The organism is Pseudoalteromonas fuliginea (genome assembly GCF_000690055.1).
In the GTDB taxonomy this organism is placed as follows: domain Bacteria; phylum Pseudomonadota; class Gammaproteobacteria; order Enterobacterales; family Alteromonadaceae; genus Pseudoalteromonas; species Pseudoalteromonas fuliginea.
In genome coordinates this window covers 108,163-123,161 of the sequence record NZ_JJNZ01000030.1, presented here as the reverse complement: position 1 = coordinate 123,161, position 14,999 = coordinate 108,163, and the positions used below count along the sequence as shown (strand labels likewise).

Sequence of the window (14,999 nt, the reverse complement as noted above, 5' to 3'; positions counted from 1 at the left end):
CCACCTCAGGGCGTGTTGTTATGGCTTTACACACCCAAGCTTTCTCTACCTGCACATATTATTTCAATTAAATGTTCAGGGTTCATATCATCACTTACTTTGTCAGGAAAAAACTGATGTACTCTTCCTCTTTTAAAGCTCGACATTAAATTAAGAGCTGTTTCTAAGTTATTAAGAATGGTTGTAATTTGTGCTATTTTAATATTTGGCAAATCGCGATCTAGTTTATTGGCTAAATCATTATGGGCAATTCTTTTTTTTCGATGCTCAAGAATTGGACCTTTATTTTCATCTATTGCAACTACACATTCATCTAACTGAATTTGAACATCTTCGGGAAATGGACCTAGATCATGTAGCAACCTAGCAAGACTAAGATTTGTGTTCCCGTATCTGGGATTACCAGTTTCTTTGGGATCTAACAATTTTGCCAGTTGAAGTACAATATGATCATGAAACCTAAGTTTAATTAGATCAAAAAGCAAAGGTGAAGAGGGGTATATTTTTTCACGACGAAGCTCTCTACTTGGTTTGTCAAATAAACCAATAAACAAATACCAGTGTTGTTCAATATCCCAAAGTTCTTTTTTGAAAGCATCAAGCAATTTATTTTCCATGTAAAACTTCCTTCGCTATAGAGAGCCATAACGCCCACTTAAGCGGACAAAAATTGTTGGCTATAATTGTGAAGCGGAGCGAAACGTAGCCAACTGTTTTTGTTCCGTTTAAAGTTCTTGTTAGTTGCCTTTTCCATTCTTATCCACTAGTTTCTCTAATTCATCAAATAGATGATCAAAGAATTTGTCATAATCAGTTACAACAACATTAAGGAAGTCTGCATTTAATTCCAACTTAGGATCATAAAGAATTGAATTGAAATTGTTATTACTTTCATCATAAGGGTCGTCAGGCTCATGATGATAAAAACGCTCTAATGACACAGAGTTTATTTTGGAAATGATCTTAATAACTTGCTTATCAATATCCAAGTCTTGATCTAAATATAAACCTGCATGGATTATTTTATTTCTGATCTTAGCATAGTCTTTTATCCTTCCCCACTCAGCCTTTCCAAATGGCTCAGGAAGCCCCATAAACTTTGAAATATAGTTTTTAGCTCTCTCAATTCCTGCGCCATTGAGATCTTTTAACTTTAGTTTAGCCCCGGTTTTAGCAGCATAAAATTCACAGATCTCATCCAATATATGTTCAATATACGAATACTGGGTAATAAAGATTGATGACCAGTGCATAGAGGAATAATCAAATTTCAGTTCATTTTCTGATTCATATGCTAGTTCTAAAAATTTTTCTTTATAAAATTCATCTTCAATCTGTGCTATTTCTAAAGCATTATCGATCTTTTCTTTCTCTAACTTTTCACATAAGAGTTTATTTGAAAATTCTATATAGCGTTTAAGCTCATCGATTCTGTGAAAAATATATTTTCGGTAATATCCTTTAAACAATTTGTTCTCCTTTCATTATAATTTAATGCAATAATCAATGCAGGTAACAGTGGCAACTAACGCCTCATTAAGAGGAAATTTGTAGTTGGCTAAAATGTTGAACGCAGTGAAAACAGCCAACTGTAAATTTTCCTGCTTTAATGACTTGTTAGAAGTTTGAAAGCACCTTACTTGTTAAACTGTCTTTCGCACGGAATTCCATCTCCATCACCGTCCATTTTTGTATTGGGACAGTAACGAATAAAGTACTTTGCTTCTTCATATGATGTCATTTGAGAACAATGTTGCCTACCATCACACTGGTAAGTGACTTTAGGATTAGCTATCTCTTTAGCTTGAGCCAATGTTTTCATAGCATCACTATTTGAGAATTCAGATACCGCTTTTTTATGTGTGGTTTCGACCAGAGCGCTATCTTTAAAATAGAACTGCCAAGCCGCCCCACAAATAACAATGAGAATAAGTAAATTTTTCAATTGAACACCATCCTTGATAAAACTTCTAACGCTTTGCTAAGCGGCTAAAAATGGCTGGCTATAATAGCGAGGTACGAGCACAGCCAGCTGTTTGTGTCCGTTTAAGCAACTTGTTAAATTGCTATGCTTTCGATGGTACCAAGTCATATAGAATCCCATCCTTTTGTTCTTTTACTTTACCGCTTAATATGAGTTGTTTAATTGCTTTTTGAACAGAAGCATTTGATGCTTTTATTTGAGTCGCTATATCTTTGTGGACGTGTTGAGGCCAAGGTTGTACAGGCAATAAAGTCTCTACTCTTGAGATAAATTCATCATCAATTACCAAACCAGTTAATATTTCTTCTGGTTTAACAGTCGTAACTACTTTACCTGCAGTTGATCTATTTAATATTATATCCACACTACATTCCTTGCACTTTATTATATTTTTCTGGTTTGGAACCGTATGAACATCACCAATTATTTTTTTTGTGCAAGATGGACAGTTGAAATTTTCCGATTTCAAGCCGGAAACATTAACTCCAAAATCATCTAAGTTTTCATCATAAATAGAAATAAGGGATATAGAGCAGTTTTCACATGTTAACGGTTTCGCGCTACCGTGCTTAGCTCTTTGTATATAGGATATATTTTTGTTACAAGATGGGCAGTTCTTCACTAAATTTCTTTTTACTATTTTCTTAGCTCTAGGCATAGATATATGCGCACCGGTGATATTACCCGCTAAGCTTTTCATTTCTTTCTTTAATTGATTAACTCTTTTATCAACGATCTCAGCTGTTATTGTATCTTGCTCATATGAATCCCATAAATGATCAACTTTATCCATTAATTTAAGAAGCAATTTTTCGTTTTCTTCAGCTTCTTTACGATGCTCTTCTATTTCTTCTCCAATAACCCCTTGCCAATCACTTAGGGATGTATCATTTACGGATTTCAACATTGCAATCATATGAATTCCACTTAAAATTCTATGTTTACTATCAATAAGCGCATTTTCATCATCCTGCAATTCTTCACCAAGAAATAAACTTAATCTATTAAGCTGATCAGATAAATTATTAACTTTTTCCGCAGCTTTTAATGCATAAGTCCGTAGATTTTCATTATGCATTTCTTTAACTTCACTTATGGCTTCTGCATGCTGAGATGAACTATGGATAGTGGAGAAAATCCAAGATGCCATAACAGATAGAATAGTTAGTAATAAGCTGAGAATGGCACTTTCCTTTGCAGAAAGAGAACCAAATGCAATTATTAATACGCATATAGTTACCCCTATAGATAATAATACCCCTACATTTCTTTCTAGTTTTCCGTTACTACGATTACTCATACACCCTCGAGATTTGATTGCAATTTAACGCTTTGCTAAGCGGCTAAAAATGGCTGGCTATAATAGCGAGGTACGAGCACAGCCAGCTGTTTGTGTCCGTTTAAGCAACTTGTTATACCTCTTCTGATTGAGGCATTCTCTCATTAACCATACCCGGCATTGTGAATACATATAAAAGAAATAACTCTGTAAAAGATAGTATCTCTTCGGCAAATTCTCTGGTAACGGGCTCTTCTTCATGAGCTGATTCGTTACCATCTTCTCTTATAATATGAGCCCATTCTTTTAAAGCACCAGTAATTAAGCCTTCAGCCTCAAGTGCTTCTATTCTTCGGTATAAGGAACCTGTACTTTCAGGGTGAATATTTTTAACTGATACCTCTAAAACTTTCCTAGACATCATTGCAGAGGAATCAAAATTTTCACTTCGGAGAGAAGATATTGCTTGAGAGAAAAAGTTATTAATATTATTTGGTAAATGTTCTGGAATATTTGTTTCTACTTTCCTAGGGTATTCCCTCGTAGTGTTGAAATGCCTATCACTTTCTATGTCGCCTTGATGATCTTTAGGAGAAACGCCTGAATTACTTTTAATTTCAACAAAGTAACCACCATGACAACCGTTACATTTAAACGAAGTAAGCCAAATGTTTGTGTCATGTTTCCTTACTGCTGATATAGCAATAAAAGCTATAGATTTAGTTTCACAATGAGGACAATTCCTTTTTATAACACCCATGCTTAAATTTACTCCTTTGAGGTATAACAGCTTACTGAACACCACTTTGGGAGTTTATAACACCCCAAAACGGCGTATATTACATTGCTTAATAATTCCACTAGACAACTCCCATGTAAACAAGTAATTACGTATTTTGTAAAGTTATTGTTGTTAAAATACACCAAAACGACTTTTAATAATGTTATTGGACAAAACACGAATAACTGTCTATATATACAGTATATTTTTAAAAGTTGAATATCATTTATGAAATCTCTCTTTCTAACCATGATTAAAGACCATATGTATAGCAAACGGTATGCAAAGAGCACTATTGAAGCTTATCTTTTTTGGATAGCTAGCTATATCCGCTTTAATAATATGCAGCACCCAAGCTCTATGGGAGACACTCAAGTGGAATCGTATTTGAACCATTTAGTAAACTCGCAAAACGTAGCGCAAGGCACACAAGCGCAGGCACTAAATGCGCTAAGTTTCCTATATAAAGAAATAATTAAGAGCCCCCTTTCATTATCATTAGACTTTGTAAAAAGTGAACGCCCAAGAAAACTACCCGTTGTGCTTACTCAAACAGAAGTTTCAGCGCTATTTAAACACTTTGTAGCAAAGCATTATTTACCCTGTGGATTACTTTATGGCAGTGGTATGCGATTAATGGAGGTACTGCGTTTACGAGTACACGATATTGACTTTGACTATAACTGCATTCGAATTTGGGATGGCAAAGGAGGCAAAAATCGTGTTGTAACCCTTGCAGTAGAGCTCATACCGCAATTACGTTCTCAAATACAATTAGTTGATAGTTACCTGCAATTAGATCTGAAAAACCCATTATATAGCGGCGCTTACATGCCGCATTTGTTACGTAAAAAATATCCAAACCATAACAAACAGTTAGGTTGGCAATATTTATTTTCATCACACAAATTAAGTATTGATCCTGAGAGTAAGCAATTGAGACGTCATCATATCGATGAAAAGCAATTACAACGCGCGGTTAAAAAAGCTGCTTTTGATGCACATATTAATAAACACGTTACACCACATACTTTGCGCCACTCTTTCGCTACGCATTTGCTGCAAAGCGGCGCTGATATACGCACAGTACAAACACAACTGGGTCACAGCGACGTGCGTACTACGCAAATATATACCCATGTATTACAACAAGGTGCCAACGGAGTTATCAGCCCTTTTTCAAGATTATAAACTCCCCTATTTAAAACAAAAAAGCACAACCCAAAAGATCTATGCTTTTTTAATCAACCTTAAACCAGCTCCCTTTACAAACGAATTCCGCCGTCTACTGCTACTTTTAAAAACATAAAAAAGCCCCGCTTGTTTTTACACAAGCGGGGCTCCACACTAATTTTTTACTCAAGAATAAAAGCGCCGATACTGCGGGCGCTTTGCATCATTGAATTTAATTTTACTGATTAACTACGCTTTTAAGCGGGTTAATCGGCTGTGCGTTATCGTCTAGTATGTTCATATCAAAATCGAACTCATCTACACGAATCGCTTTTTCACGTTTGATGTTGTAATCAATTAACTGAACGTGTTCAGCTTGGGTAATTACGTTCGCCGCTAGTGCGTTATCAAGCGTAATGTTAAAACGTGCACCTGGTTTAATTACTTTAGCACGTAGTGCTTTTTTAACTTTAGCCAGCTCGCCAAGTGATGCCATTTTAGCTTTGTAAGCTTGCTCATTAATATGATGACCATCGCCCTCAACTGGCTTAACTAAATGCGTAATTTGCGCTTTAAATGCGGTATCTAGCTGAGCTTGCTTAGCTAGTTCGCGGATTAAATCATCGCTAATTTTTGGCATTTTAGTTGAGTAGTTCATTGTAATGAAACGAATAAACTTACGTGTACCACTTGCAGGGAAGTTATCTAAAAACTTATGCAATGCTTCTTCAGCACTTTGTAGTGCAAAACGCGTCGCGTAATGGAAATACGGCGCTGCTTGCTCACGGTCACTACTTGATACTTTTTGCTCGTAATATTTAATTGATGCCATAGCTGCATATAAGAAGCTCATTACATCGCCTAAACGTGCCGATAGCATTTCTGCTTGTTTTAACTTACCGCCAAGTACAAGTAACGAAAAGTCTGCGTACACTGCAAGTTTTGCAGATAACTTATGTACTGCTTTTTCGTAGTCGCGTACTTCTGGTAATTCAGAGTTTGCACTTGCTGTAAATGGTAAAACACCAAGGCGGAAAGCACGTAAGCTGTTTGCTGTGCTGTAGCCAATTGTTTTACGTAAAATACCGTTAAATTCTTTATCTGCGCCTTTGTCTTCGCTATGAATTGACTCAACCATAGATTGTAAATATGGGTGACAACGCATAACACCTTGACCAAAAATCATTAGGTTACGAGTAAGAATGTTCGCGCCTTCTACCGTAATGGCAATCGGCTGAGCAACATAACCACTTGCTAAGGTATTTTGTGGACCGTTTTGAATCGCTTTTCCTGCTTGAATATCCATTGCTGAATCAAGTACGTCGCGACCAAGCTCTGTCATGTGGTATTTAGCGATTGCGGTTACTACTGATGGCTTTAAGCCCATGCCTAAGCCTTCAGTTGTAAGTACGCGCATTGCTTCTTGTAGGTATGTTTTACCTGCAATGTCAGCTAGTTTTTCTTGAATACCTTCAAATTGGCCAATCGCTAAACCAAACTGTTCACGCACTGCTGCGTATTCAGACGCTGATTTAAATGCAACTTGTGCTGTACTCACACCTAGCGCAGGTAATGAAATACCACGGCCGGCACCTAAACAGCTAACCAGCATTTGCCAACCACGGCCGATGTTTTTCTGTCCACCAATAACAAAGTCCATTGGTACAAATACTTTGTTACCACGTGTAGTACCGTTGTAAAAACGAATACCCATAGGGTCGTGGCGATTACCAAGCTCAACACCTGGGTGCTCTTTTGGAATAAGTGCACAGGTAATACCTAAGTTTTCTTTACCACCTAATAAACCATCAGGGTCAACTACTTTAAATGCTAAACCAAGTACGGTAGCAATAGGTGCTAGTGTAATGTAGCGCTTGTCCCAAGTAATTTCTAAACCAAGCACTTCTTCGCCGTTGTACATACCTTTAGTTACTTTACCAACATCAGGAATACCGCCTGCATCAGAACCCGCTTCTGGGCTTGTTAATGCAAAACATGGAATATCTGTACCATTTGCTAGGCGTGGTAGGTAATGTGCTTGCTGTTCTTGCGTACCAAAGTGAAGTAGTAACTCACCTGGGCCTAACGAGTTTGGAACCATGACGGTTACCGCAACTGCTGAACTTTTAGTCGCAATTGTGCCAACAATAGTAGAGTTTGCATAAGGGCTAAACTCTAAACCACCAAACGACTTAGGAATGATAAGCGAGAAAAAACGCTCTTTTTTCAAAAATTCTAAGATGTCATTTGGTAAATGAATGCCGTTTTGAATCACTGAATCGTCAATCATGCCCAGTAGTTCTTTTACTGGACCGTCTAAGAATGCTTGCTCGTCTGCGCTTAATGTAGCTGCAGGTACGTCGCGCAATGCGCTGAAATCAGGTTTACCTTGATAGATAGACCCTTCAAGCCATACATCACCCGCGTCTAACGCTTCTTGTTCAGTGATAGAAATACTTGGTAATACTTTTTTTAGTTTTGTACGTAAACTCATGATTGAACTCATCCGACCAGCTAAATAATACCTACATTACGTCATAAAAAATCGTTTAGATCAATTACTCTATTCAATTAATTAACAGTTTTTTCAATTTATTTTCTTTACCTGAACGTAAACTGTTGAAACACAAAGGCTTACAGTTGTACGCTGAAAATAACTGTTTTTATTAAAATGACGAATAAAACAGCTAATAAACCTGAACTCTGGATAATAAATCTATCTCTAGCAGCTATTTTCAGCGCTAACTGCGTTGAATTTACTTGCAATAGGCCAGCTATTGACGCGTAAATTCGCCTTGTTTTCATTGAAAATCTCTGGCTAGAGAAAATAAATTTAAATATCACCATGATTCAATATGTTAGTAAATCTCTTAACCAAAGTTCAGGTTAATAAATAAAAATACGATTTGGTGGGATGCAAAATACATAAAATAGGCATAAAAAAACGCAGCATAAAATGCTGCGTTTTTTAAAGTGACGTATGCTTATGGTGCTACATGAACAACTTGTTTACCCGTAAAGCCACCCGCTAATTGCTTATTAAGCGCATCAGACACAGCCTGTGCATTAAACTCAACTGCGGTGAGTGCAGGCGTTTTAATATCGCCATTACACGCGCCTTCTAGCAATAAGTTACCCATAAAGCTTAAACGCTGTTGTGCACATAAACTATTAGCAAGCCATGCACCACCAAGCGATACCACGCTAATATTGGGCGCTCTGCGATACATTAGGTCCTGATCAAAGCATGGCAATGGATTTAGGCATGCAATTTTGCCGCAAAAGCGCATTAACTCAATATTACGAGCTGTTGACTCACCACCAATTGTATCTATAACGGCATCAAAACCTTGCGGGCCGAGCTCTCTGCGAATTTTGTCACACAACTTTTTATCGTTGTAATCAAAAACCACCTCAGCACCTAACTGCTTAACCAGTTTATGGTTTCTTTTCGATGCAGTTGCAAAAACGTTTGCCCCCCGCTGCTTAGCATACTGAATAGCAAACTGCCCTACGGCCCCCGCACCACCTTCGATAAGTACAGTGTCGCCTTCGTTAATACTTAATTTGTCTATGCTTATAAGTGCAGCCATACCGGCACAAGGCAAAATAGCGGCCACCGCAGGGCTTAACCCTGCTGGTAATACCGATACTGCGTAGTTAGGTACTTTTGCGTATTCACTCAATACACCTTGACCACCCACACTGGCATGCCACATGACCCGCTCACCCACGCTAGGAAAAACGCCTTTATTTGCTTTTACCACCACTCCCACGGCGTCAAGACCTAAAACATGGGGGTATTGCCAATTACAAAAACCCGATTTGGCAAATTGCCCATCAACAGGATTTAAGCCAACGTATTCAACTTTAATAAGCAATTCGTTGTCTGCACACTCTGGGACAGGCAATTGAACGTCAGCCAAGCTAATTTCTTCGTTTGGCTCTGGTAATACAATGGCGCGCATAGTGTGCGGTATAGTGTATTCATGTGTAACATCAGTATTAGGCATCAATATAACTCTACTTCTTAGTGTTGCTTAAAGCATAACTCCATCGCCCGTTAAATGACTGATAAGCATTAACTTTAGCGAGTAGCGATGAAATTTTTGAATCGACAGCGTTCTCTTGCGCTATTAAAACATCCTGACGCGCATCTAACAACTCAAGATAAGGAATTTGCCCTTCTTCGTACATTGCCTGTGCTTGTAAAAATGCTTTATTAGCAAAGTCATAACGCTCATCGGCAAAGCGTTTTTGCTGTGCTTGATTGACCAACAATTGCAGTGAAAGTTCACTTTCACTTAGTGCACTTAACACCACTTGTTGATAATCGCTGTAAGCGGCCTCACTTAAAAACTGCTGCGCGTCACGCTGCGCTAAAAGCGCAGGATAACTTAAAATAGACCACTGTAACTGCGGCGCTACTTGCCACTGTTGTTGTGTATCACTAAAGCCATTACTACCTAAACTAAGTACTCCAGCAAAACCACTTAAACTTATATCTGGCAATAACGCTTTGCTTGCGGCAACACTTAAACTGTTAGCTTGGCTAAAGTTATAAAGCGCACGGCTAATATCGGGTCTTAGTGCAATTGCGTTATTTGGCTCATTAAGAGACACCTCAAACTCATGCTCTAAAATAGCTTGTTCATTACTTAATTCAACGTTTTGCGTTAAACGCCCAGTAAGCACGGCAAGCGTAGATAAATCGCGATATTTTGCATATTCAAAAGCAGGAACAAGTGCTTGCTGCTGTCTAAGCTGCGCCATAGTACGATTTAAATCAAGTTCGCTTGCAACACCTTCATCAACGCGAGCTTGTAGTACGTCTATGCTTTGTTCAAGCGCTTCTATTTGCAGCGCTACAATGTGTTGTTTTTCAACATTACCCTGATAGCTAACAAACCCTTTAACAACCGACGAGACTACTTCAATCTGAAGTAAACGTACTTGCTCTGCTTGGCTCATAGCCGATGCATTTGCCGCATCAACCAATGCTGTAATGCGCCCAAACAAATCAAGTTGCCAGTCGAGCGCTAAATTAGCACTTGATTGGCGGCTATTTACATCGCCTAGGCCACTGCGCTGAGCACTAATTTCAGCGCCACCTTGCGGCAGGTATTGTGCTTTTTGCTCACCTAATCGTGCGAGCGCACTTTTAAGCGTTAATTGGCTAGTTTTTAAATCGTAGTTATTTGCAAGTGCCTGAGTTACCAGCTGATTCAATTGGCTTGATTCAAGCCCTTTCCACCAGCTTGTTTCGTCAGCGCCAGTAAGCTGCTCAGCAACGGCTGCTTTTGCAACAAACTCATTAATTGCGTTTTGCTCACTGAGCGTATCTATTTTGCTCGCACAGCCTGATAAAAACGCAGCCACCAATACAGTACTTATTGTTAAGCGTGTTTTTAGCGTTTTATTTGCTAACTTATTCATGTGGTAACTCCTGCGCTTTTTCTTTTTTATTTACTACAAGCATATAAAATACCGGTGTAAACAATAAGCCAAACACGGTTACACCAATCATGCCTGAGAACACGGCATTACCCATTGCATGGCGCATTTCGGCTCCTGCGCCGGTTGCCAATACAAGCGGTATAACACCAGCTGTAAACGCAATTGAGGTCATTAATATTGGGCGCAGGCGCATACGACACGCCGCTAATATGGCATCAAAATGTGATAATCCAGTCTCATTTTGATCTTTCGCAAATTCAATCATAAGAATCGCATTTTTGGATGCCAAGGCAACTAATACGATTAATGCTATTTGCGTAAATATATTGTTGTCTGAACCTACAAACCACACACCAAGTAGCGCTGAAAATATGGTCATTGGCACGATTAAAATAATAGCCAATGGTAAACGCAAGCTTTCATACTGAGCAGCAAGTACCATAAATACCAGTAGCACTACCAGTGGGAATACATACACCATGGTATTACCCGCAAGTACTTGTTGGTAAGTAACCTCAGTCCACTCGTATTCAATACCACTTGGCAAGTTATCAGCAAGGATTGCTTCAATCGCCAGCTGTGCTTGATCTGAGCTGTAACCCGGCGCTGGGCTGCCGTTAAGTTCTGCACTTGGGTAGCCGTTGTAATGCATTACACGGTCAGGACCAATTGTTGGTGTAACCGTTAATACTGAACCTAATGGCACCATGTTACCCGCGCGGTTTCTTACTTTTAAATTAAGGATTTGGTCAGGGTCTAAACGGTAATCAGCATCTGCTTGCGCATTTACCTGGTACGTACGACCAAACAAGTTAAAGTCATTTACATACACCGAACCTAAGTAAATTTGTAATGCATTAAATACTTCATCAAGTGGAATACCCTGAATTAGTGCTTGTTCGCGGTCTACATCTATATCCATTTGTGGTACTTGAATACGAAAACTTGAGTAAAGCCCCATTAACGCAGGATCTTGCTGTGCTTTACCAATAACCGTTTGCAGGCTATTAAATAACGCTTCGAATCCTTTGTTTGATCGGTCTTCAATTTGCAACTTAAAGCCACCTGTTGTGCCTAAACCTTGAATTGGCGGTGGCGGGAATACCGCGACAAATGCTTCATCAATTGCGGCAAACCGTTGGTTTAGCTGCGCGGCAATTGCCATTGCAGATTTACTTGGATCGGCGCGGTCTTCAAACGCATCTAAAGGTGTAAAAACAATACCGCTGTTAGGGCTATTGGTAAAACCATTTACCGACAAACCAGGAAAAGCAACCGTATGCGCAACACCCGGAACATCTAAGGCAATTTGCTGCATTTGTCTTAATACATCTTCAGTGCGGTCAAGGCTTGCTGCGTCTGGTAACTGAGCAATCGCCACTAAGTATTGCTTATCTTGTTGTGGAATAAAGCCACCAGGTACGGTATCAAACAGTTTAATTGTACCGCCAACCAGTGCAACATAGGCCACCATAGCAATTAGGCTTAGACGAATTAGCTTTTTAACCAATTTTTCGTAGCCCTTTGCGCCACGGTCAAATATGCGGTTGAATGGTTTAAATAACCAACGACCAAATAATTTATTTAGTAAACGTGTAAATGCATCTGGTTTTGCATCGTGCGATTTTAATAACAGCGCTGCTAATGCAGGTGAAAGTGTTAATGAATTAAACGCTGAGATAATAGTCGAAATTGTAATTGTAAGTGCAAATTGCTTATAAAACTGACCAGACAAACCTGTAATAAAGGCGGTTGGAATAAATACTGCACTTAATACCAATGCAATAGCAATAATAGGGCCGGTTACTTCGTTCATAGCAACGCGGGTGGCTTCAAGTGGTGATAAACCTTGCTCAATATTACGTTCAACGTTTTCTACAACTACAATCGCATCATCTACAACAATACCGATGGCAAGTACTAAGCCAAATAACGATAAAGTATTAATCGACACACCCAACCACTGCATAACAGCAAACGTACCAATAAGTGAAATAGGCACAGCAATAAGCGGGATAATAGACGCACGCCATGTTTGTAAAAATACAATAACTACAATTACAACCAGTACAATAGCTTCAAGTAACGTTGCAATTACTGCGTCAATCGAGCCGCGTACAAATACAGTAGGATCGTAAACAATGTCGTATTTAACCCCTTCAGGAAAATCTTTTGATAAACGCGCCATGGTTTCGCGCACTTGATCCGAAAGCTCAATAGCATTAGAACCTGGGCGCTGAAATATAGGCATTGCGAGCGCTGGTTGAGTGTCTAACTCTGCGCGCAGTGAGTAAGTATCTTGCCCTAATTCAACACGTGCAATATCAGATAAACGTGTTAACTGACCTTCATCGCCTACTTTAATAATTACTTGTTCAAACTCTTCAATACTATTTAAACGCCCTTTCACATTTAATAGTATTTGGAATTGGCTGTCGTTTGATACCGGCTGAGCACCTAAGCTACCTGCGGCCACTTGTTGGTTTTGCGAACGAAGCGCAGTTACAACATCGGTTGCTGTTAGCTCACGTGCTGCTAATGCATCTGGGTTTAACCACACCCGCATTGAGTATTTGCCCGCACCAAATAAGCGAATGTCGCCTACACCAGGTAGTCGTGCAATTTCGTCTTTAACATACAAATCGGCATAGTTAGATAAATACGCGGTATCGTGTGTTTTTTCTGGCGAATATAAATGCACCACCATGGTTAGATCCGGTGATGACTTTTCGGCTACCACGCCTAAACGTTGTACTTCTTCTGGCAAACGCGGCAATGCACTGTTTACACGGTTTTGTACTTGTACTTGAGCACGGTCTAAATCGGTACCCAATGCAAATGTTACCGTTAGGGTCATACGCCCATCGCTGGTTGCTTGTGAAAACATGTACAACATGTTTTCAGTGCCGTTTATTTCTTGCTCCAGTGGTGTTGCCACTGTTTGAGCAATAACCGTTGGGTTAGCACCGGGGTAACTTGCTGTTACAACTACTGTTGGTGGAACAACTTCTGGATATTCACTGACCGGTAGCTGAAATAAAGAAATGCCACCTGCAATTAAAATAACTAAAGACAACATAGCCGCAAATATCGGCCGTTGAATAAAAAAGTGTGAAAATTTCATCAATAAACCTTATTGCTTAGCCACTAAGCGTGATTCGTCATTAGAGAGTGTGAATGCAACATCACTGCTGTCTATTGTCACTGTGTTTGGTGCAATTGGCATACCTGGGCCTACGCGAGCTGGACCATTTACGGCAATCACATCACCTTCAGACAAACCCGATGTTACTGCGCGAAGCGAACCATAACGCTCACCCACAGTGACTAATTTGTACTGCAATACGTTGTTTTCGCCAACGGTTAATACAAAGCGATTTTTTAAATCAGTGCCGATTGCTCTGTCTGGCACAATAATTTGTTCACTAATTGAATTAGCCGCTAATTTAATACGCGCAAATGACCCTGAACGAAGTTGGTTATTATCTTCGTCAAATACAGCGCGCACACGCAAAGTACCTGTAGAGGCATTAATTTGGTTATCAATAAAGTTGATATACCCTTTGTATGCAAAGTCGTGTTGCCCTACTTTTTGCATAACAACAGGCTGGCGGCTAGCGGCTGTTACATTACTAAAAGCACTATTCCAAGTGCGTTCATCAATATCAAAGTATGCATACATTTTTTCATTAGAAACAATACTTGTTAATACACTTTGACCCGCAATAATATTATTGCCTTTAGTAATGTTTGCACGCGAAATAACACCATCAATTGGCGATACAATTGAAGTGAATTCTAAATCTAGTTCGGCTGATGTAAGCTGTGCTCGCAAAGCAGCAAGCTGTGCTTCACGTTGGCGTAAAACAGATGTACGAGATTCAGCCTGCTCAGTAGAGATTGCTTTACGCTGTGTTAAACGTACCGCGCGTTTAGCTTCACTTTTTGCTTGCTCTAATGCAGCTTGTGCACTGTTAATTTGTGCTTCAAGGCTGGCTACCACAGCCGCAAATGGGCGGTCGTCTAACTTAAATAATAGGTCGCCCTTTTTAACATTGTCGCCTTCATTAAATGCAATGTGATCAATAACACCTGACACACGCGGCATTAATGCCACTTCTTGAGGAGACTCTAAACGCGTTGTATAGGTGTGCCAACTCTGTACTGGTTTAACAAGTACCGTTGCAACATCAATTGGTTGAAGATGTTGCGCCTGAGCTGAAGGTGGTGTGCTTTCGTCAGCACAACCCGCAAGTGTTAATAATGCGCCAGCGAGTGCAGCAGCAATTAAATGTTTTTTCATGAAGACGCTCCTTTTATAATTA

At 39.4% G+C, this 14,999-nt stretch carries 10 protein-coding genes and 1 pseudogene; 1 reads left to right on the top strand and 10 read right to left on the bottom strand.

Annotated elements, in window-relative coordinates; translation table 11 throughout:
* Positions 1 to 26 precede the first annotated feature (26 nt).
* The 5 genes and pseudogenes from DC53_RS09925 to DC53_RS21385 form a co-directional block, all read right to left on the bottom strand.
* Positions 27 to 617: an AbiU2 domain-containing protein gene (locus tag DC53_RS09925; RefSeq protein WP_033029875.1), complete on the bottom strand. Its 591-nt coding sequence runs from the start codon at positions 615 to 617 to the stop codon at positions 27 to 29.
* A 120-nt stretch (positions 618 to 737) separates the two neighbouring features.
* Positions 738 to 1,469, bottom strand: a complete 732-nt coding sequence (locus DC53_RS09930; protein WP_033029874.1) for a hypothetical protein — start codon at positions 1,467 to 1,469, stop codon at positions 738 to 740.
* 167 nt (positions 1,470 to 1,636) lie between these two features.
* Positions 1,637 to 1,777 (bottom strand): annotated as a pseudogene (locus DC53_RS22405) (excalibur calcium-binding domain-containing protein); the annotation flags it as partial.
* Between the two features lie 289 nt (positions 1,778 to 2,066).
* Entirely contained in the window at positions 2,067 to 3,284 is a 1,218-nt protein-coding gene (locus DC53_RS09940) for a hypothetical protein (protein ID WP_033029870.1), read from the bottom strand.
* Positions 3,285 to 3,396: 112 nt separating this feature from the next.
* Complete coding sequence (locus DC53_RS21385) at positions 3,397 to 4,023, bottom strand: DUF4145 domain-containing protein (RefSeq protein ID WP_050484140.1); 627 nt, start codon at positions 4,021 to 4,023, stop codon at positions 3,397 to 3,399.
* A 249-nt stretch (positions 4,024 to 4,272) separates the two neighbouring features.
* Between DC53_RS21385 and DC53_RS09945 the strand changes: the two genes are divergently transcribed.
* Entirely contained in the window at positions 4,273 to 5,235 is a 963-nt protein-coding gene (locus DC53_RS09945; RefSeq protein ID WP_033029868.1) for an integron integrase, read from the top strand.
* Positions 5,236 to 5,455: 220 nt separating this feature from the next.
* Here the strand turns inward: DC53_RS09945 and DC53_RS09950 are convergent, their stop codons facing one another.
* The 5 genes from DC53_RS09950 to DC53_RS09970 all read right to left on the bottom strand — a co-directional run bounded on the left by DC53_RS09950 (position 5,456) and on the right by DC53_RS09970 (position 14,977).
* Positions 5,456 to 7,711 carry an acyl-CoA dehydrogenase gene (locus tag DC53_RS09950; RefSeq protein ID WP_007375505.1) on the bottom strand — a complete coding sequence of 752 codons (2,256 nt, stop codon included), beginning with the start codon at positions 7,709 to 7,711 and terminating at the stop codon, positions 5,456 to 5,458.
* A 490-nt stretch (positions 7,712 to 8,201) separates the two neighbouring features.
* Entirely contained in the window at positions 8,202 to 9,230 is a 1,029-nt protein-coding gene (locus DC53_RS09955) for a zinc-binding dehydrogenase (RefSeq protein WP_033029865.1), read from the bottom strand.
* 10 nt (positions 9,231 to 9,240) lie between these two features.
* Positions 9,241 to 10,653: a TolC family protein gene (locus DC53_RS09960; RefSeq protein WP_033029863.1), complete on the bottom strand. Its 1,413-nt coding sequence runs from the start codon at positions 10,651 to 10,653 to the stop codon at positions 9,241 to 9,243.
* On the bottom strand, positions 10,646 to 13,798 hold the full coding sequence (locus DC53_RS09965) for an efflux RND transporter permease subunit (RefSeq protein ID WP_007375508.1): 3,153 nt from the start codon (positions 13,796 to 13,798) through the stop codon (positions 10,646 to 10,648). Before DC53_RS09965 ends, DC53_RS09960 begins: the two co-directional genes overlap by 8 nt.
* 9 nt (positions 13,799 to 13,807) lie before the next feature.
* Positions 13,808 to 14,977 carry an efflux RND transporter periplasmic adaptor subunit gene (locus tag DC53_RS09970; protein WP_033029860.1) on the bottom strand — a complete coding sequence of 390 codons (1,170 nt, stop codon included), beginning with the start codon at positions 14,975 to 14,977 and terminating at the stop codon, positions 13,808 to 13,810.
* Positions 14,978 to 14,999: the final 22 nt, after the last annotated feature.